Source organism: Micromonospora sp. SD19, assembly GCF_054462275.1.
Genome location: NZ_JBTLMN010000001.1, coordinates 630,780 through 648,594, shown reverse-complemented (window position 1 = coordinate 648,594; position 17,815 = coordinate 630,780). Strand labels below are relative to the sequence as shown.

General features: G+C 72.5%; 18 protein-coding genes. 3 read left to right on the top strand and 15 right to left on the bottom strand.

Features of this window, described 5'->3' with window-relative positions:
- Window positions 1-100 precede the first annotated feature (100 nt).
- From ACX27O_RS02995 to ACX27O_RS02975, 5 genes are all read right to left on the bottom strand, one after another.
- Entirely contained in the window at window positions 101-853 is a 753-nt protein-coding gene (locus ACX27O_RS02995; RefSeq protein WP_435817671.1) for a hypothetical protein, read from the bottom strand.
- Entirely contained in the window at window positions 844-1,383 is a 540-nt protein-coding gene (locus ACX27O_RS02990) for a nucleoside/nucleotide kinase family protein (RefSeq protein WP_030334232.1), read from the bottom strand. Before ACX27O_RS02990 ends, ACX27O_RS02995 begins: the two co-directional genes overlap by 10 nt.
- Window positions 1,384-1,434: 51 nt before the next feature.
- Window positions 1,435-3,795, bottom strand: coding sequence for a sodium-translocating pyrophosphatase (locus tag ACX27O_RS02985; protein WP_030334230.1), 2,361 nt, complete (start codon window positions 3,793-3,795; stop codon window positions 1,435-1,437).
- A gap of 316 nt (window positions 3,796-4,111) precedes the next feature.
- Window positions 4,112-4,549 (bottom strand): ATP-binding protein, encoded by a 438-nt coding sequence (locus tag ACX27O_RS02980; RefSeq protein ID WP_030334228.1) that lies wholly within the window; start codon window positions 4,547-4,549, stop codon window positions 4,112-4,114.
- A complete protein-coding gene (locus ACX27O_RS02975; RefSeq protein WP_030334225.1) occupies window positions 4,546-4,902 on the bottom strand; it encodes an STAS domain-containing protein in 357 nt (118 codons plus the stop codon). Before ACX27O_RS02975 ends, ACX27O_RS02980 begins: the two co-directional genes overlap by 4 nt.
- Before the next feature lie 187 nt (window positions 4,903-5,089).
- Here ACX27O_RS02975 and ACX27O_RS02970 point away from each other — a divergent pair, with 187 nt between their 5' ends.
- The 3 genes from ACX27O_RS02970 (at window position 5,090) to ACX27O_RS02960 (ending at window position 8,577) form a co-directional block, all read left to right on the top strand.
- Window positions 5,090-7,525 (top strand): DEAD/DEAH box helicase, encoded by a 2,436-nt coding sequence (locus ACX27O_RS02970; protein ID WP_458939102.1) that lies wholly within the window; start codon window positions 5,090-5,092, stop codon window positions 7,523-7,525.
- 99 nt (window positions 7,526-7,624) lie between these two features.
- Window positions 7,625-7,834 (top strand): hypothetical protein, encoded by a 210-nt coding sequence (locus ACX27O_RS02965; protein WP_030334221.1) that lies wholly within the window; start codon window positions 7,625-7,627, stop codon window positions 7,832-7,834.
- A 164-nt stretch (window positions 7,835-7,998) separates the two neighbouring features.
- Complete coding sequence (locus tag ACX27O_RS02960; protein WP_210864987.1) at window positions 7,999-8,577, top strand: LURP-one-related/scramblase family protein; 579 nt, start codon at window positions 7,999-8,001, stop codon at window positions 8,575-8,577.
- A 566-nt stretch (window positions 8,578-9,143) separates the two neighbouring features.
- On the opposite strand, the gene ACX27O_RS02955 is transcribed toward ACX27O_RS02960, so the two are convergent.
- The 10 genes from ACX27O_RS02955 to ACX27O_RS02910 all read right to left on the bottom strand — a co-directional run bounded on the left by ACX27O_RS02955 (window position 9,144) and on the right by ACX27O_RS02910 (window position 17,681).
- On the bottom strand, window positions 9,144-9,563 hold the full coding sequence (locus tag ACX27O_RS02955; RefSeq protein ID WP_458938905.1) for an Rv3654c family TadE-like protein: 420 nt from the start codon (window positions 9,561-9,563) through the stop codon (window positions 9,144-9,146).
- Window positions 9,563-9,958 carry a TadE family type IV pilus minor pilin gene (locus ACX27O_RS02950; RefSeq protein ID WP_357637398.1) on the bottom strand — a complete coding sequence of 132 codons (396 nt, stop codon included), beginning with the start codon at window positions 9,956-9,958 and terminating at the stop codon, window positions 9,563-9,565. The genes ACX27O_RS02955 and ACX27O_RS02950 overlap by 1 nt, the downstream gene beginning before the upstream one ends.
- 47 nt (window positions 9,959-10,005) lie before the next feature.
- On the bottom strand, window positions 10,006-10,173 hold the full coding sequence (locus ACX27O_RS02945) for a DUF4244 domain-containing protein (RefSeq protein ID WP_081883916.1): 168 nt from the start codon (window positions 10,171-10,173) through the stop codon (window positions 10,006-10,008).
- A 23-nt stretch (window positions 10,174-10,196) separates the two neighbouring features.
- A complete protein-coding gene (locus tag ACX27O_RS02940; protein WP_458939101.1) occupies window positions 10,197-10,778 on the bottom strand; it encodes a type II secretion system F family protein in 582 nt (193 codons plus the stop codon).
- A gap of 182 nt (window positions 10,779-10,960) precedes the next feature.
- Window positions 10,961-12,292, bottom strand: coding sequence for a hypothetical protein (locus ACX27O_RS02935; protein WP_458938904.1), 1,332 nt, complete (start codon window positions 12,290-12,292; stop codon window positions 10,961-10,963).
- Complete coding sequence (locus ACX27O_RS02930; protein WP_030334209.1) at window positions 12,289-13,500, bottom strand: TadA family conjugal transfer-associated ATPase; 1,212 nt, start codon at window positions 13,498-13,500, stop codon at window positions 12,289-12,291. Before ACX27O_RS02930 ends, ACX27O_RS02935 begins: the two co-directional genes overlap by 4 nt.
- Complete coding sequence (gene ssd, locus ACX27O_RS02925; protein WP_210864988.1) at window positions 13,497-14,600, bottom strand: septum site-determining protein Ssd; 1,104 nt, start codon at window positions 14,598-14,600, stop codon at window positions 13,497-13,499. The genes ACX27O_RS02930 and ssd overlap by 4 nt, the downstream gene beginning before the upstream one ends.
- 220 nt (window positions 14,601-14,820) lie before the next feature.
- A complete protein-coding gene (locus ACX27O_RS02920) occupies window positions 14,821-15,828 on the bottom strand; it encodes a CU044_5270 family protein (protein WP_030334205.1) in 1,008 nt (335 codons plus the stop codon).
- Window positions 15,828-16,382, bottom strand: a complete 555-nt coding sequence (locus tag ACX27O_RS02915) for an RNA polymerase sigma factor (RefSeq protein WP_358124209.1) — start codon at window positions 16,380-16,382, stop codon at window positions 15,828-15,830. The genes ACX27O_RS02920 and ACX27O_RS02915 overlap by 1 nt, the downstream gene beginning before the upstream one ends.
- Before the next feature lie 108 nt (window positions 16,383-16,490).
- Window positions 16,491-17,681: a serine hydrolase domain-containing protein gene (locus ACX27O_RS02910; protein ID WP_210858055.1), complete on the bottom strand. Its 1,191-nt coding sequence runs from the start codon at window positions 17,679-17,681 to the stop codon at window positions 16,491-16,493.
- Between the last annotated feature and the right edge of the window lie 134 nt (window positions 17,682-17,815).

Genomic DNA, 17,815 nt, shown 5'->3' with positions numbered 1-17,815 from the left:
GACCGAGGCCCGACCCGCCCGTTTTCCGCCTGGATCGACCCGCCGGCTGTCCGGCACCGGACACCCGGACGCCGCCGCCGACCTGGGCGAAATGACCGGTTCACTGCCGAGCGGGCCAGGCGTCGACCGGTGCCGCGGGCGGCGGTCCGCCGACCAGCTCGGCGAGTCGGGCCAACCGGCGGCGTCCGGTGATCCGGTACGCCGGGCCACCCTCCGCCGGGCCGACCAGCGTCCCGGCCAGCCCGGCCGCCGCGAGCGCGACGCCGATCGACTCCCAACACTCCTGGTCGTCGGGGCCCAGCCGCAACAGGTAACAGTCGGGAGGCTCCGGCGTCCCGGCGGCGGCGAGCCACAGCCGCAACCGCCGGCCAGTCAGGTGGAAGGCCGCCGGCGGGCGTTTCGTCGAACCGTTCAGCCAGGCGGCCGCGAGCGGCTTCAAGACCCGGGTGTACGACGTACGCACGGCGTGTCGCTCGCCCTCGATCGGCTCCCAGCTGGCGGCCAGCCCGCGCGACGCCAGTTCGGCGACGAGCACGTGCACCCGCCACGCGGCGTCCACCCGCACCGAGAGCCGGGCGGTGCCGCCCATCCGGACCACCTCAGCCGGCCCGGCGAGCAACCCGGCGAGGTCGGCGACGGCCGGTTCGGCAGCGTCCGCGCCGAAGAACACAAGTTGCCGGCCCGCGTCGTCACCCGGGGCCGGGCCGTTCACTGGGGAGCCGTGTTGCGACGGGCCGTTCCGCGGCGCGCCGCCACGGCGTCGCCCGGGAGTGGGCGTGTCGGACTCGGGCGCGGGGAACAGCGCCGGGGGCGGCTGCGCCTTCCCGGTGTCACCGAGCCCGCTCAGCGACACTCCGGCACCTCGTCGAATGCCTGTTTCAACTCCTCGGAGTTGAGTTTGCTGGTGTCCAGCGCGCTGGCGTCGTACTCCTTGTTGAGCGTCTCCACCGCCGCCCGCACGCCGTCGTAGAAGACGGTCGGCTCGCCGGTGCCCAGGCCGTCGATGGTGTCCCGGGCACGGCCGTACGCGTCCCGCATCTTCCCCAGCGAGCTGCGGAAACCCACGGAGATGGCCTCGCCGTTGTCGGTCTCCGGGATGCCCGCCTTCTCCACCTTGCGGCGCGCGGCCTCGCTGGCCTGCTCCGCCCCGTCGAAGAGCCGCACCAGGTTCTCCTTGGCCTGCGCCGGCGTGGTCTGCGCGGTCATCTGCTCATCAGTGCTGCTGGTCAGCTTGTTGATCTCCAAGCGCCACGGGGTGAGCGCGCCGCAGACCGAGGCCGCCCAGGCCCGTGGGCTGGGGCCGCCGCCGCAGCCGGCCAGGACGACGATCGTGGCCAGGACCACCGTGAGCTTTCCGGCGGCAGACGCCCGGCACGTACGCATGCGTTGCAGCGTACGGCCTTTGGCCAGGTGTGGCACCGGGCCGTTCCTGGGTCAGGCGTTCACCGTCTCCGGACGGTGATCGGTGCTGCCCGCGCCGGTGTTGCCATCGGCGTCCGAGTCGGACATCGCGATGCCCTTGCGCTTGCTGAACACCACCGACGCCACGATGATCAGCGTCGCCACCAGCGCGATGCTGACGCGCAGGCCGACGTTGCGGTCGTCGCCGACGCTCCAGGCCACCACGGCGGGCGCGATCAGCAGCGAGACCAGGTTCATCACCTTGATCAGCGGGTTGATCGCCGGGCCGGCGGTGTCCTTGAACGGGTCACCGACGGTGTCGCCGATGACAGTGGCGGCGTGCGCCTCGGAGCCCTTGCCGCCGTACGCGCCGTCCTCGACCAGCTTCTTGGCGTTGTCCCAGGCCCCACCGGAGTTGGACAGGAACACCGCCATCAGGGTGCCGGCACCGATCGCACCGGCCAGGTACGCGGCGAGCGCGCCGGGCCCGAGGCCGAAGCCGACAGCGATCGGCGCCAGGATGGCGAGCAGACCGGGGGTCATCAGCTCGCGCTGCGCGTCCCGGGTGCAGATGTCGACCACCTTGCCGTACTCCGGGCGCTGGGTGCCGTCCATGATGCCGGGCAGCTCACGGAACTGCCGGCGGACCTCCATCACCACGGCACCGGCCGAGCGGGACACCGCGTTGATGGCCAACCCGGAGAAGAGGAACACCACCGCCGCGCCGATGATCAGGCCGACCAGGTTGCGCGGGTTCGCCACGTTCAGCGAGTTGAGGATCTCCGTCCCGACGTCGCCCACGCCAGCCGTCGCGTACGCGCTGCGGAGCGAGTCGGTGTACGAACCGAACAGCGCGGTCGCGGCGAGCACCGCAGTGGCGATCGCGATGCCCTTGGTGATCGCCTTGGTGGTGTTGCCGACCGCGTCCAGCTCAGTGAGCGTGCGAGCGCCGTGCTCGTCGAGGTCACCGGACATCTCGGCGATGCCCTGGGCGTTGTCGGAGATCGGCCCGAAGGTGTCCATCGCGACGATCACGCCGACGGTGGTGAGCAGGCCGGTGCCGGCCAGCGCCACCGCGAACAGCGACAGCGTGATGGAGCTGCCGCCGAGGAGGAACGCCCCGAAGACGCCGGCGCCGATCAGCAGAGCCGAGTAGACAGCCGACTCCAGGCCGATGCTGATGCCGGCCAGGATCACCGTCGCCGCACCGGTCTGCGAGCTCTTGCCGATGTCCTGCACGGGGCGCCGGTTGGTCTCGGTGAAGTAGCCGGTCAGCGCCTGGATCGCGGCGGCCAGCACGATGCCGATGACCACCGCGCCGATGGCGACCAGCCGGGGGTTGCCGGGCGCGTCGGTGAGCCCGCTGTCGAACTCGCCGAAGGTCGCCGGGAGGTACGCGTAGGCGGCGATCGCCACCAGCACCGCGGAGAGCACCGCCGACAGGTAGAAGGCCCGGTTGATCGCGGTCAGGGCGTTGCGGTCGGTCGCGCGCAGCCGGGTGATGAAGACACCGACGATCGCGATCAGCACGCCGATGGTGGAGATGATCAGCGGGAAGACCAGGCCCTCCTCGCCGAACGCGGCGCGGCCGAGGATCAGCGCGGCGACAAGCGTCACCGCGTACGACTCGAACAGGTCGGCGGCCATGCCGGCGCAGTCACCGACGTTGTCGCCCACGTTGTCGGCGATGGTGGCGGCGTTGCGTGGGTCATCCTCGGGGATGCCCTGCTCGACCTTGCCGACCAGGTCGGCGCCGACGTCGGCGGCCTTGGTGAAGATGCCGCCGCCGACCCGCATGAACATCGCGAGCAGCGCGGCGCCGAAGCCGAAGCCCTCCAGCACGGTCGGCGCGTCACCCCGGTAGAGCAGGACGACCAGCGCGGCACCGAAGAGGCCGAGGCCGACGGTGAAGAAGCCGACGACACCACCGGTGCGGAAAGCGATCTTCATGGCCGCCTCGCGGCCACCTGCTCGCTCTCTCGCGGCGGCGGCCACGCGCAGGTTGGCACGGGTGGCCAACCACATGCCGGCGCCGCCGATGAACGCGCTGAACAGGGCGCCCACCACGAAGAAGAGTGAGCGGCCGATCTTCACGGCGAGCTCACTGCCGTCGGTGTCGTGCACCGGAAGCAGGAAGAGCAGCACGACGGCGATGACGACGAAGATCGCCAGGGTGCGGAATTGACGGAGCAGGTAGGCCGAGGCGCCCTCCTGGACCGCCCCCGAGATCTCCTGCATTTTCTCGGTGCCCTTACCAGCGGCCAGCACCGTTTTCGTCAGGGCGGCAGCGAAACCGAGCGCCACCAGCGCGACAACCGCGGCGATGACGACGTAGGTGACATTGCTTCCGGTAAGGGAAAGCCCGCCGCCGTCGGCGGCCAAGGTCTCGGACATCTGTGTCCTCCTGTTACCGAACAATCGCGCCGGTGAGTGGAGACGCACTGACCGACGCCTGGATGCGGACTCGCAAGCGCGCGCCAACCCACCAGCGGACCAGCGATGACCACCCATACCCGCTGGCTGCGGGATGGGTCACTTGCTGACAACCCGGGTACTGTAGCCCTCCTCAGTGTTGGAGGTCACACCCAGGTGGCACCGTGTCGCGATGATCTTCGTCGCTGTGTTATGAAACGAAATCTGATATAGGGCCCGGTCCATGCAAAGAAGGCCGCATCCCCAGCTGGGGACGCGACCTACGCAGCGGAACCGTTCAGCGGCCGACCGGCCACACCATCCGTACCTCGGTGCCGATGCCCTCGTCGACCGGGCGCACCTGCAGGTCCTCGACGAAACCGGCGAGCAGCGCGAAGCCCACGCCGGTGGTCAGCGCCTCGTCGGTCAGCGACTCGTTGGCCAGCTCGTCCGGCGGCAGCGCGGTCAGACCGATGCCCGCCTCGATCGGCGCCCGGTCCACCACCCGCACGGCGTACGAGCCACCGTCGGACATCTCCACCAGCACCGGGTCGGCCAGGCCGTACTGCCGGTGCAGGGCGACCGCGCGGGTGCACGCCTCACCGATGGCCAGGCGCACCTCGTCCAGCAGGTCCTCGCGGACCCCGGCCCGTCGGGCGACGGCGACGCCGACCAGACGGGCGGTACGCACGTGCACCGGCGCGGGCGAGAACGAGAGCTTGACTGTCGCCATCACGCGCCGGCGCCCGCCGAGTCGGCGCTGACCGCCGCGTCGACAGTCGGGTGCAGCGGAAACACCTGGTCCAGTGCGGTGATCCGGAAGATCTTGAGCAGGGGCTCCTTGTCGCAGACCAACGCGAACGAACCGCCGGCGGAACGGAGCCGCTTGAGCGCGCCGACCAGCACACCCAGCCCGGTGGAGTCGAGGAAGTCCACCCGACCGAGGTCGACCACCACGTGACGCGCCCCACCGTCGATCAGCTCGAGGAGCCGTTCACGGAGCCGGGGTGCGGTGTAGACGTCCACCTCACCACCGACCTCGAGCACCGTGTGCTCGCCCACGGTGCGGGTCGCCAGTGACAGCTCCATCGGTCCTCCTCGCCAGAGCCGTAAACTCTCGTGGGCATCTAACCACTACCGCCGGGGCGGCCTGCGGACGCCAGCGGAGGCTTCCCTTACCCCGGTGTCCGACTTTTCATCTCCGAACACCAGTGCGAGAGTGCAGGGCGTGACCTCCAACGACTTCAGCTCCGCGCGCCACGCACCGCGCGACGACCTGGAGTCGTCGTCCGCGGCCACCGTATCCGCTGGTCCCGGCCCCGGGCCAGCGCCGGTCGACCTGCTGCGCCGGCTGCGCGCCCGGGGCGCCGCCGACCCGGTCACCCACGTCGAGCGGGTGCCGGCCCGCACCGGAGTGCCCGCGCCCTGGCCGTCGTGGGCACCGGCGCAACTGCGCACGGCGTTCACCGGGCGCGGCGTGGTCGCGCCCTGGCAGCACCAGGCCGAGGCGGCCACCCTGGCGTACGAGGGCCAGCACGTGGTCGTCGCCACCGGCACCGCGTCCGGCAAGTCCCTGGCGTACCAGCTGCCGGCCCTGGCCACGCTGCTGGCCGACCCCCGGGCCACAGTGCTCTACCTGGCGCCGACCAAGGCGCTCGCCGCGGACCAGTTGCGCGCCGTCGCCGCGCTGGAACTGGAAGGGGTACGCCCCGCCTGCTACGACGGCGACACTCCACGCACCGAGCGGGAGTGGATCCGCCGGCACTCCCGGTTCGTGCTGACCAACCCCGACATGCTGCATCACGGCATCCTGCCCGGGCACGCCCAGTGGTCCGGCTTCCTGCGCCGCCTCGCGTACGTGGTGATCGACGAGTGCCACACCTACCGGGGCGTGTTCGGCTCGCACGTCGCGCACGTGCTGCGTCGGCTACGCCGGCAGTGCGCCCGGTTCGGGGCCACCCCGGTGTTCGTGCTCGCCTCGGCGACGTCCGGCGACCCGGCCACCGCGGCCGGGCGGTTGACCGGCCTGCCGGTGACGGCGGTCACCGAGGACGCCTCCCCCCGGGGCGGGGTGACCTTCGCGCTCTGGGAGCCGCCGCTGCTGCCACCCGACGCGGGCTCGTCCCCGCCGGTGCCACCAGCCTTGTCGTCCCCGGTGCCGCCGCAGGCGACCGGCGACGACCCCTCCCGGTCGGTGCCGCCGCAGGGCGGCGGTGACCACGACGACCTCCGGCAGGTCCGCCGGTCGGCGCTGCGCGAGACCGCGGACCTGCTCGCCGACACCGTCGCCGAAGGGGTACGCACCCTCGCGTTCGTCCGATCCCGCAAGGGCGCCGAGGTGGTGGCCGCCAACGCGCGTCGGGCGCTGGACGACGCGGTGCCGGGGCTCGGCGACCGGGTGGCCGCCTACCGGGGCGGCTACCTGCGGGAGGAGCGGCGCGAGCTGGAACGCGCGCTGCTGCACGGCGACCTGCTCGGCCTGGCCTCGACCAACGCGCTGGAGCTGGGCGTGGACCTGGTCGGGCTCGACGCGGTGCTGATCTGCGGCTACCCGGGCACCCGGGCGTCACTGTGGCAGCAGGCGGGCCGGGCCGGGCGTTCCGGGCAGGAGGCCCTGGCGGTGCTGGTGGCGCGGGACGACCCGCTGGACACCTACCTGGTGCACCACCCGGAGGCGATCTTCGGGGCACCGGTGGAGGCGACGGTGCTCGACCCGGCCAACCCGTACGTGCTGGCCCCGCAGCTCGCCTGCGCGGCGGCGGAGGCACCGCTCACCCCGACCGACCTGGCGCTCTTCGGCGACGGGGCGAAGGAGGCGGTCGACGAGCTGGTCGCGGCGGGGGCACTGCGGCAACGGCCCACCGGTTGGTACTGGCGGCACCGGGAGCGACCCGAGGTGGACCTGCGCGGCGAGGGCGGCGCCCCGGTCGCCGTGGTGGAGTCGTCGACCGGCCGGCTGCTCGGCACCGTCGACGGCGGCTCCTCGCACTTCCTGCTGCACCCCGGCGCGGTCTACCTGCACCAGGGCGTCTCGTACGTGGTCGACCAGCTCGACCTCGTCGACGGGTGCGCGCTGGTGCACGCCGAGGAGCCGGACTGGTCCACCCACGCCCGCGACGTCACCGACCTGTCGGTGGTGTCGGTGCGTTCCTACGTGGACGCCGGGCCGGTCGGCATGTTCCTCGGCGAGGTGGATGTGACCAGCCAGGTCGTGTCGTACCAGCGGCGGCGCATCGCCACCGGCGAGGTGATCGACACCCGGCCGCTCGACCTGCCGACCCGGGAGCTGCGCACCGTGGCGGTCTGGTTCACCCTGTCGCCGCAGTCGTTGACCCTCGCCGGGGTCCAGCCGGCCGAGGTGCCGGGTGCGTTGCACGCCGCCGAACACGCCGCGATCGGCCTGCTGCCGCTGATGGCCACGTGCGATCGCTGGGACATCGGCGGGCTCTCCACCGCACTGCACCCGGACACCGAAGCGCCGACCGTCTTCGTCTACGACGGGCACCCGGGTGGCGCCGGGTTCGCCGAGCGGGCGTACGGGACGGCGGCGGCGTGGCTGCGGGCCACCCGGGACGCGATCGCGGAGTGCGGCTGCGAGACCGGATGCCCATCCTGCGTGCAGTCACCGAAATGCGGCAATGGCAACAACCCCCTCTCCAAACCGGACGCGATCCGGGTGCTCGACGTGGTGCTGGCCAACCTGCCGCGCTGAGCAGCTTGCATGAACCGGCATGGCACGGGGCACAATGATGTGGGAGCGCTTCCATCGATGCCTTTGTTGCTGATCGCCCCCCGTGCCCGAGGAGAAGCTGTGGCCGACACCATCGCCGAGACCGTCGACCTGCTCTACACCATCGACCAGGACAATCTCACCCTCGACCAGCAGATCGCGCTGGGGTCGGCACTGGCCGCCCTGGCCCAGGCGGAACGGCTGGAACAGATCAACGAGCGGCTGCGCGGCATCCACCAGGTGCTCAACACCTGGGCGCTGCGGGCCGCGACCTCCGTCGACAGTCGCTGAGGTCTGCCGGGGTGATCCTGCAAGGGCACCAGTGATCACTCCGGGCTGGGTAGTCGTCCGACGGGCCCGACGACTACCCAGCAGCAACTGATCATGGACCGCAGGGGGCACGACGGTTGTCGGGCTGTGCGAGACTCCGGCGCACCAACCCCAGAGGAGTTCACATGCAGCTCGACAATTTGCAGGGCCAGCACCAGTTCCACATCCGCCAGCGCCTGCGCATGATGGTCAACCAGTACGAGGTCCGGGCGGTCTCCCCGGACGGCAGCGAGGGTGAGCTGTTGGCGTTCGCGCAGCAGAAGCGGCTCGCCTTCAAGGAGCAGGTGACCATCTACACGGATGACTCCAAGCAGCAGCCACTGCTCGGTTTCAAGGCCCGCCAGCGCATCGACCTCGGCGCCACGTACGACGTCACCGACGCGGCCGGCAACCCGATCGGCCTGTTCCGTAAGGACTTCGCCCAGTCGCTGCTGCGCTCCACCTGGCACGTCGAGCAGGCCGGCCTGCCGCAGGTGACCGGCCAGGAGCGGAGCATGCCGGTGGCGCTGCTGCGTCGATTCGTCGACTCGCTGTCCTGGCTGCCGTACCACTTCGACTTCACCGCGGGCGGCCAGCCGGTCTTCTCCGTGATCAAGAAGTGGGGCCTGCGCGACAAGTACGTCGTCGAGGTGCAGCACCCGCAGATCGACCGTCGCCTGGTCATCGCGATGGCCGTCGCTCTCGACGCGCTCCAGTCCCGCTGACGCACCCGGCCCGGACGAGGGCAGTGCGATGACCCTCAGCGGTCGCCGTCGTGGCCACCCATCCTCGGCTGCCGGCCGGGACCTGGACCTCGACCAGTCCCGGCCGGCCCGCACTCCCGGGACGGCAGTCCGTTGGACCGCACTGCCCCGGCCGGCAGGCCATCGGACCACACTGCCCCCAGCCGGCAGAGCGTTGAACCGCACTGCCGCCGGCCGGCAGGCCATCGGACCGCGCTGCCCCAGACGGCCCGCCGCTGGTGACTCGACCCCCTGACTGGTCTGGTCGCCCCTTTGGAGCTGATGCCGTAAACGCATCGCCCTTGATGTCGTATGCGATTCAGCTCCAAAGCACCCACCAATCCGACGAGGACCCTTGGTTCCTTCGACCACGCGTCAGCCCGGACTTCCGCTCGGAACGTGGCGGTCTTGCCGACGTAGTGCACCGGCGGCGGCCCTTTGACGCCGCGATGCGGGCCAAACCCCTCCCTCCACCGGCCGCGCCCGCCCTCCACAGGCGGCGCCCTGTGCTGGCCGCGGCGGCGGTTAGTAGAGCGCCACCGCGAGGGTCAGCCCCGCACCGGGCCGGCACGGGCGCTCGCCGCAGCCACCCGGGTCAGGCCGGGTAGCGGCGTGAACGCCACCTCGACTGTCACCAGCACGTCCAGCCCGTCGAGGTGACAGCTGACCAGGCGGCCGTCGTTGCGACCGGCGAGGTCGGACGCGGACGCGCAGGCCACCGCGTCGCCGTCGAGCGCCCGGGCGGCCCCGGCCAGCGCGCCGAGGTCGGCTGCCACAGCCGCCCGCTGACTCGCCATGCCGGCGGCGACGATGGCCGCGCCGAACGTCCCGAACAGCACGAAGACGAGCCCCATCGCCAGCAGCAGGATTGTCGCGCCACCGCGTTGCCGGTCCCGCCGGCGAGCAACAAGGCCTCCGGCAGCCGGTGGGTCACTGGCGTGCCGTGGCGGATCCTCAGTTCGCGGCACTACCAACTCCCCTCGTCTGCACCCGGTTCGACGGCGGCGACGGCGGTGGCGACCACGGTGATGCGGGGTAGCCGCCCGCCCAACGTCCGGACGGGTGCCCTTACCGTCGCGTGCGCCCGGTCGCCTTCGACGGACACCGACACCGCCGCCCCCGGCGGCGCCGCACGGCCACCCTCCGCGTCGCCGTCCGCGCCCCGGGCGGCGGCGAGCGCCGCCTCCCGGGCCGCGTGCAGGCAGCCCGCCTGCGCGCTGACGGCGTTGACCGCGGTCAGGCCGGCAAGCAGGAGCAGAAGCAGCGCCGGCAGGCCGGCCGCCAGTTCGGCGGTGAAGGACCCCCGGTCCCCACCAGCGGCCCGGACGAGGAGGCGACATCTGCGCCCGCCGCCTGCCGCCAGCCCGGGAACGCTCGATCCTGACCGACGGCCGGCCCGCCGGCGCCTGATCACTTCAGTGCCCGGTCGATGACAGCGGTCAGCGCCGACTGGACGTTGCCGGAGGTCAGCACCTTCAGCAGGATCCCGGCGAAGGCGACTGCGGCGAGGGTGCCCACGGCGTACTCGGCCGTGTTCATTCCGGCATCGCCGCGCAGGCGAGCGATGAGTTTGCGCATGACTGTTTTCCCTTCTCGATGGGTCAGAGCACGTCGCCGAGAACGGCGACGATCACCGGCACGAGTCCGGCGAGAATGAACGCCGGCAGGAAGCAGAGCCCCAGCGGCAGGACGATGAGCACACCCGCCCGGCGGGCCGACGCCTCGGCGGCGGTGGCCCGGTCGGCGCGCAGGTCGTCGGCGAGCCGGGTCAGTGCGCCGGCCAGGGCGGCACCACTGTTGGCTGAGCGCAACGCCGCCGAGGTCAGCCGATCCGCGCCGGGCACTCCGTCCAGGGCGGACCACGCCTCCGCTGGACCACCACCGAGCAGCAGCGTGCGGCCCACCCGGGCCAACCGGCCGGCGAGCGGCCCGTCCAACGCCTCGGCGACGGCCAGCACCGAGCGGTCCACCGGGGCGCCCGCCCGCATCGCCGCGGCCAGGAGGTCGGCGGCGAGCGGCAGGTCGGCGGCCTCCTGCTGCCGCCGCCTGCGCGCAGCGGGCGACTCGATCCGCCGCAGCAGGACATCGAGCAGGAACGCGGCCGGGACGGCACCGAGCAGCCCGAGCCAACCCCCGACGACGATGGCCACGGCGAGCCCACCCAGCGCCGCCACGAGCCGGATCGCGTCCGGCCGCCGCCGACGGGCTGAGCGGGGCTGGCCCGCTCCACTGGGCTGGCCCGCTGCATCAGGCTGGCCCGTTGAGCTGGGCCGGCCCGCTGCACTGGGCTGGACCGCTGAGACCTGCTGGCCCGTTGCCCTGCGTTGGTCCGTCGGGCCGGCCTGGCCGGCAGGGCGCCGGGCCGTCATCCGGCCCGCCCCGGGGTCGCGCCCAGCCGTTCCGCCCAGAGGAGACCCACCGCCTGAAGAGCGACCGCGGCAACGGCGCAGGCACCGCCGACTGTGCTGTGCAGGAGCACCGCCATGGGGTCGACACCGATGCCGTAGCCCAGGCCGATCCCGCCGACCGGCAGCGCCGCCAGTAGCCAGGCGGTAGCCCGCGCACCGGCCGCCTGGGCTGCCGCTGCGGCCAGGCCCCGATCGGTCGCCCGGGCGTCCGCCTCGATCCGTTCGACGAGCTCCGCCAGCGGCGCGCCGGTCCGGTCGGCCAACCGCACCGCCGCCGACGTCAGCTGGCGGAGTCGGCCAGCCCCGTCACGCTCCACGGTCGCGACGTCGAGCGCACGTGCGATGGGCAGCCCGGCCCGCAGGTCCGCCGCGAGGCCGCAGAGCTGGTCCAATCCACGTCGTCGGGTCCGCTCGGCGCTCCGGTTCAGTCGCCAACGCAGCACGGCGCGCACTGCCAGCGTGCCGTACCCGGCCATCGCCACCGCCGCCACCGGACCACCGACCACGGCGCCCACAGCGCCGCCGAAGAGGCCGACCAGTGGCAGCACCCGGGTCGCCGATCGGGAGATGCGCACCGACGGTGGCGTACTCGGCGTTCTGCCGGTCGGGCCGACGCGCAGGTCGTCGTGGCGATTGGCGATCGCCCATCCGCCGGCCGCCGCCGCACCGGACACGTCGCCCCGACAACCCGCATCCAGGTCGCCGTGCCCGTCCGCGGTTGCCGGGCCGGGGACGCCGGGCGGACCGTCCCCGTCCCCGTCCCCGTCGCTGACACCGACACCGACACCGACACCGACACCGACACCGATCGTGACCGTGGCCGCCGACGCAGGCCGTTGTTCCACGTCGAGCATGGTGGTGGCCTCCTCCGGCCGGGCGCTGCCGATCGGACGTCGGGGATCTCGACGGGCCGGCGGACGCGTCGGGCCCTCCGGACGGGTGAAGCCGCCTTTCACGCCCGGCCACCTCGGGCTGCGGATGACGTCCCGGTCGGGCCAGCCGAGCGCCGTCCGCCTTCCGTTGACACCGGCAGCGGTACCCGGCTCATCGGTGATCCGGACCGGATGACCCGAGGTCGGGGCAGCGCCGGTGCGGTCGACCAGCAAGTCCGGAGTGCTGCCGAGTTCCCTGATCCACTGCACCAGGGCGTCATCCGGATCGAGACGGCCGGCCCTCCGCCCCGGCGTCAGCACGCGACGTCGACGGGCCCGCACGCTCCGTACGGGCCATGCCACCAGGGCAGCGGCGACCAGGAGCAGCACCGCCACCAGCATCGTCCGGGCGGTCATGCCGGACCCGCCGATCCGGGCCACGGCTCGCTGAGGATGGGCGGCACCGCCACCCCACGCTCCCGCAGCAGCGCCCCGAGAGCACGGGCGGCGAGCCCGAGCCCACCGCCGCGCACCCAGGCGGGCACCACTGTCACCATCCGTTCGGGCCCCTCGGGCAGCAGCAGGCAGACCGACTCCAGGACCCGGCCCTGATCGCCGCGTCGCACCTGGAACAGCACCTGCAACGCGGCCGCCACCTGGGCGTGCAGCGCGGCGCGGGGCAACCCACCCAACATGCCCAGGGCCTCCAACCGGGCCGGCACGTCGGACGGTGTGTTGGCGTGCAGCGTGCCGGCACCCCCGTCGTGGCCGGTGTTGAGCGCGGCCAGCAGGTCGACCACCTCACCGCCCCGGCACTCCCCGACCACCAGCCGGTCCGGGCGCATCCGCAACGCCTGCCGCACCAGGTCCGCGAGACTGACCACGCCCGTGCCCTCCACATTGGCGGTACGCGCCTGCAGCCCCACCACGTGCGGATGCCCCGGACGCAGCTCGGCGGCGTCCTCCACCAGCACGATCCGTTCGGTGGCCGGCACCATCCCCAGCAGCGTGTTGAGCAACGTCGTCTTGCCCGAGCCCGTGCCACCGGTCACCAGGTACGCCAGCCGGGCCGCGACGACGGCGGCGAGCAGTGGTGCCAGCGGTCGCGGCACCGTCCCCTGGCGCACCAACTCGTCGAGGGTGAACGGCCGATGCCGGAAGGTACGGAGGGAGAGGTACGGACCTTCGGTGGCCACCGGCGGCAGCACGGCGTGCAGTCGGGTGCCGTCGGGAAGGCGCGCGTCCGCGTACGGGGAGCCGTCGTCGAGTCGCCGCCCGGCGCTGGCGATCAGCCGCTGCGCCAGCCGGCGGACGTCGTCCACCGAGCCCAACGGAACGGCGACCTGATGCAGCCCCGACCCCCGGTCGACCCAGACCCGAGCGCCGTTGACGAGGACGTCGGTGACCTCCGGGTCGGCGAGCAGCGGCGCCAGCGGCCCAGCGCCGACGAGGTCGTCGCGTACCCGGTCGGCGATGCGCAGCATGGCCGTGTCACCGAGCACCGCGGCGGTCGGCTCGGCCCGTACCGCGGAGACGATCGCCGCCGCGGTGACCGGGGTGGTGGCGGCGGCGATCCGCTGCCGCACCCGGGCGGCGAGCGTGCCGTCCTCCGGCCGGCCGGTCATGCCGCACCAGTGGCCGGCACGCCGGTCAGGTCGGTGACGATCCGTTGGCAGAGTGCTGCCAGTGGGCCCTTTCCCCCGGCGGCCGGCGCCTCACCCCGCTCCAGCCCACGGCAGAGCCCTGGCTCGGGGCGCAGCGTGCCCGCCAGCGGAAGGCCCAACGCGCGTGCCACCTCCGCCGCCCGCAGCCGCCCCGGGGCGGGCCCACGCACCACCACCGAGAGCGCAGCGCAGTGCGGGGCGGCTGCGGCCACCACCCGAGTGGCCGCCGCGGTGGCGCGCAGCTCGGCCGGCACGACGACGAACGCCTGATCGGCGGCCTGCAACGCCACCACCGCCGCGTCGTCGAGCTGTCGGGGCAGGTCGATCACCACGAAGTCACGCCCACGCCGGGCGGCGTCGACAGTCGCCGCCATCGCGGTCGCCGGCAATGCCAGCATCTCGCCGCGATCCCAGGAGAGCACCACGAGATCACCCCGACTGGGCAGGGCCCGCACCAACGCCGGCGCGTCCACCCGTCCGTCGGCGGAGGTCAGCGACGGCCAGCGCAGGCCTTCCAACTGCTCCCAGCCGAGCACGAGGTCGAGGCCACCACCGAGCGGATCGGCGTCGACGAGGAGGGTGCGCAGCCGGGCCCGGGCGGCGGTCACCGCGAGGCCACCGGCGAGCACGCTCGCGCCCGCACCGCCCCGACCACCGAGAACCGCGACGACCCGGGCGCCGACGCCGGCCGGACGGTCCGGATCATGTTCGGCGAACCGATCCACCAGCCACGGCTCCGCGGCCGGCAGCATGGCGACGTGCTCGGCCCCGATCAGCTCCGCCACCTGCCAGCCGGGGTCGAGCTGACCGGCCCGGCCGACCAGCACCAGCCGGGGCCGCTGCGGCAACCGGGCCCGCAGACACGCCTGCGCCTGGTCGGCGCCGAGCAGCACCAGAGGTGCGGGAAGCCAACGGGTACGGGCAGCCGCCGCGTCGCGGGCGAACTCCACCTCCGTCCCGCCGACGGCGGCGAGCCGGAGCACATCATCGAGCAGATCGTCGTCGCCGGTGACGACCAGCGGAAGCCGGCGGATCGGCGGAACCGTGGTACGGGGTGGCATCGCGGCCTCCAGCGGTCGGGCTCTGGTATGCCGCCGACCCTGCTCGGAATCCGCCCCACGAGCCGCCCCGATGCCGTCGCCTGTGGACAACCTGGTGGCCTGTGGAAAACCTCCGCTGAGACAGTTGATCTGCTACGAGCGCGGGCAGCTGCGCAGCTACCGCCGCTGCGGTGAAGACAGCGGGGCCGCTCCCGAGCGGAGCGGCCCCGCGAGTCGGTGGTCAGCCGGGCTGATTTGTCCAGGCGGCATCGAGGATCACCTCGTACGAGCTGATCCGCATGGGCGACAGCGTCAACAGCTCATGGGCGAGCAATTCGCCCGTCCTCGGATCGAAGATCAGAAGAGATTGCTGGTCGTGTTCGCGGTCGTCGAAGGTGACGGCGACTCCATTGCGGCCGGCGCGGTCCGTGACCTGCCCCCGCCAGCGGAAGCCGGGCACGTCGGCGAGAACCCGCAGGACCGCCGCTCGGGTCGCACGCGGCACGACGTACTGCCCATAGAGCGTGCCGACCCACTTGCTCGCCGACCCCGCGCCGTACTCGACCTTCAGCCGCTCCCGCAGCTCGGACGGGTCGGCCGATGGCTGCCTGAGCTCCTCCGGCGGCAGCGGCATGACGCTCGGTGCGGGGGTGCCGGTGGCTGCTGGTCGCCCAAGGCTCTCGCGCTGCCAGTAGTCCCGAGACTCCTGGTCGGGGTACTGCGGCTCCAGTTGGGTCCTGACTTGGTTACCGGTCCCGTCGACGGCCTGCCAGAGCTTCGTCTCGCTGGCGAAGGCCACGTGGTGGCGGCCGTCGGCTGAGGTCATCACCGGATCGCCCCACACCTTCGTGTGGTGGTACATGTAGCGCCCGCTCTGGTGGTCGTACGCCGCGTCTTTGATCTTGTCGGCCAGCATGCGCAGCTGCGGGCCGGCGGCCGGCGGATCCGCGTCGAACTGGTACGCGACCGGCACGAGCACCAACCCCGCTGCCGCCGGTTCGCCCGGAGTGTCCGGTGCGCCCTCGCCGAGCGGCTGGAGCACCGCCACGGCACCGGCCGCGACAGCCAGCGTCCCGGCCGTCAGGACCAGCCGGCGGGTCGGGCGTACGCGACGATGCCCGGCGGCCGTGTCGGTAGCGCCGGCGCGGTCGATCAGCTCGCGCGCCGAGACCAGCGGTGGTTCGACGGCGGCGGTTCGGGCCGGGTCGGCCGGGCCGAGAAGAGTACGGGTGCGCTCTGCTCCGAACATCACAGATCCTCTCGAATGGTCACCAACACCGGGCTACGACGGGTCTGCGCGGGCCGGTCCGCCATTGCGTCGGCCAGACGACGCCGGGCGCGATGGAGCCGCACGGCCGCGGTTGGTCCGGTGCAGCCGAGCACCTTCGCCGCCTCGGAGACCGTCAACTCCTCCCAGCCGACCAGCCGAAGAATTTCCTGATCAAGCTCGTTGAGGGTGGCCAACGCGGTCCGGACGTCCGCGACCCCGACGGTCGTGTCCGCACCCGGCGATCCGGCCAACCGCGCAAGGTCGACATTGGTGATCGGGAGAAGATCCGGGGCGGCACGCCGCGACCGCCACTGGTTCGCCAGGAGACGACGAGCCACCCCGTACAGCCAGGGAAGACTGCGGTCAGGCACCTCTACGCGGCGACGCCAGGCGACGACGAAGACGTCCTGCGCCAGCTCCGCTGCGGCATCCCCGTCGATGAGCCGACGCAGGCCGTATCGAACGATGTGCGCGTACTCGGCGGCGTAGAGACTGGTGAACCAGTCCTCGTCCCGCTTCTTCGGTGGACCCACCCGAACCCCCATTGCCTCGGTGACTCTCACCCTGGCTTGTGTCGCTGAGGGCCTCGGGATTACCGCGCGGCCAGGGGCGGGTGCCCGACCGGGAAGCGAACGCTGCGGTCAGTCGTCGATCGCCTGGTAGACGGTGGTCCAGAAGTCGTGCCACATCGGCAGCCGCTGGTCGCCCGCGTGCGCCCGCTGCATGAACACCATCGCCGTCAGGTCCTCGGCGGGATCGTTGTACCAGGCGGTGCCATAGAAGCCGGGCCAGCCGTAGCTGCCGATCGAGGGCCCGAGGTGCGTACGGCGGGTGCGGACCGACAACCCGAGCCCCCAGCTGATGGCGTCGAAGTACCCCGGCCAGAACCCGGAGTTGGCCTTCTGCTCCGAGGTCAGGTGGTCGCTCGTCATCAGCGTCACCGCCGGCCGGGACAGCACCCGCTCACCGCGATGGGTGCCGCCCGCGAGCAGAGCCGACGCGAAGGCGAGGTAGTCCTGGGCGGTGGACACGAGCCCGCCGCCCCCGGACTCGAACAACCGCGGTCGGCTGAACCGTCCGTCGGGAGCGTCTTCGACAACCGGTTCGCGGTCGGCGGCGTTGTCGCGCTCGTACGCGGTCGCGAACCGGCCGATGCTCTCGCTACCCACGTGGAAGGCGGTGTCGGTCATGCCCAGTGGCTTGCAGACCCGCTCCCGGATGGCATCCCCGAAGGACATGCCGGTGGCCCGGGCGATGAGCACACCGGCCACGTTGGCGGCGGTGTCGTACATCCAACGCTCACCCGGCTGGTGGACGAGGGGAAGAGCGCCGAGCTGGCGGACCCACTCGTCCATCGACGGATAAACGAGAGCGTCCAGCGCGTCGGCGATGGGTACCGTTCCCGGCTCGGCGGGGACCATGCCCGTGCCGAGGGTGCCGTCCAGGACGTCCCGCAGCGTTATCGGCCGTGCCGCCGGGACGGTGTCGTCCAGTGGGCCGTGCGGATCGGCGAGCACTGTCATGTCCGCCAGCTCCGGCAGGAGATCGTCGACCGGGTCGTCGAGGCGGAGGGTGCAGTCCTCGACGAGGGTCATCGCGCACACGGCGACGATGGGCTTCGTCATCGAGCCCAGGCGACAGATCGTGTCGGCCGCCATCGGCGTCTGCGACCCCGCCCCCTCGAAGGCGAGGCGACCCGTTGCCTCAATGTGCACCTCACCGTGCCGGGCGAGGACGACCACCGCGCCCGGGACGAAGCCGGACTCGACGTGATGCTCAAGCAACCCCCGAACCCGAGCCAGCCGTTTCGACGAGAAGCCACCAGCAGCCACCCGTTACCTCCTCAGCTCGTCCCGTTCGGCAAATTACCCGCCACGCGGCGATCGCACTGTCCGCCACGAGCTCGGGCGGGAGGGCTGAATCCGACCCGCTCAGTTCAAGGACCTCATCGCCAAGGCCGCGAGGG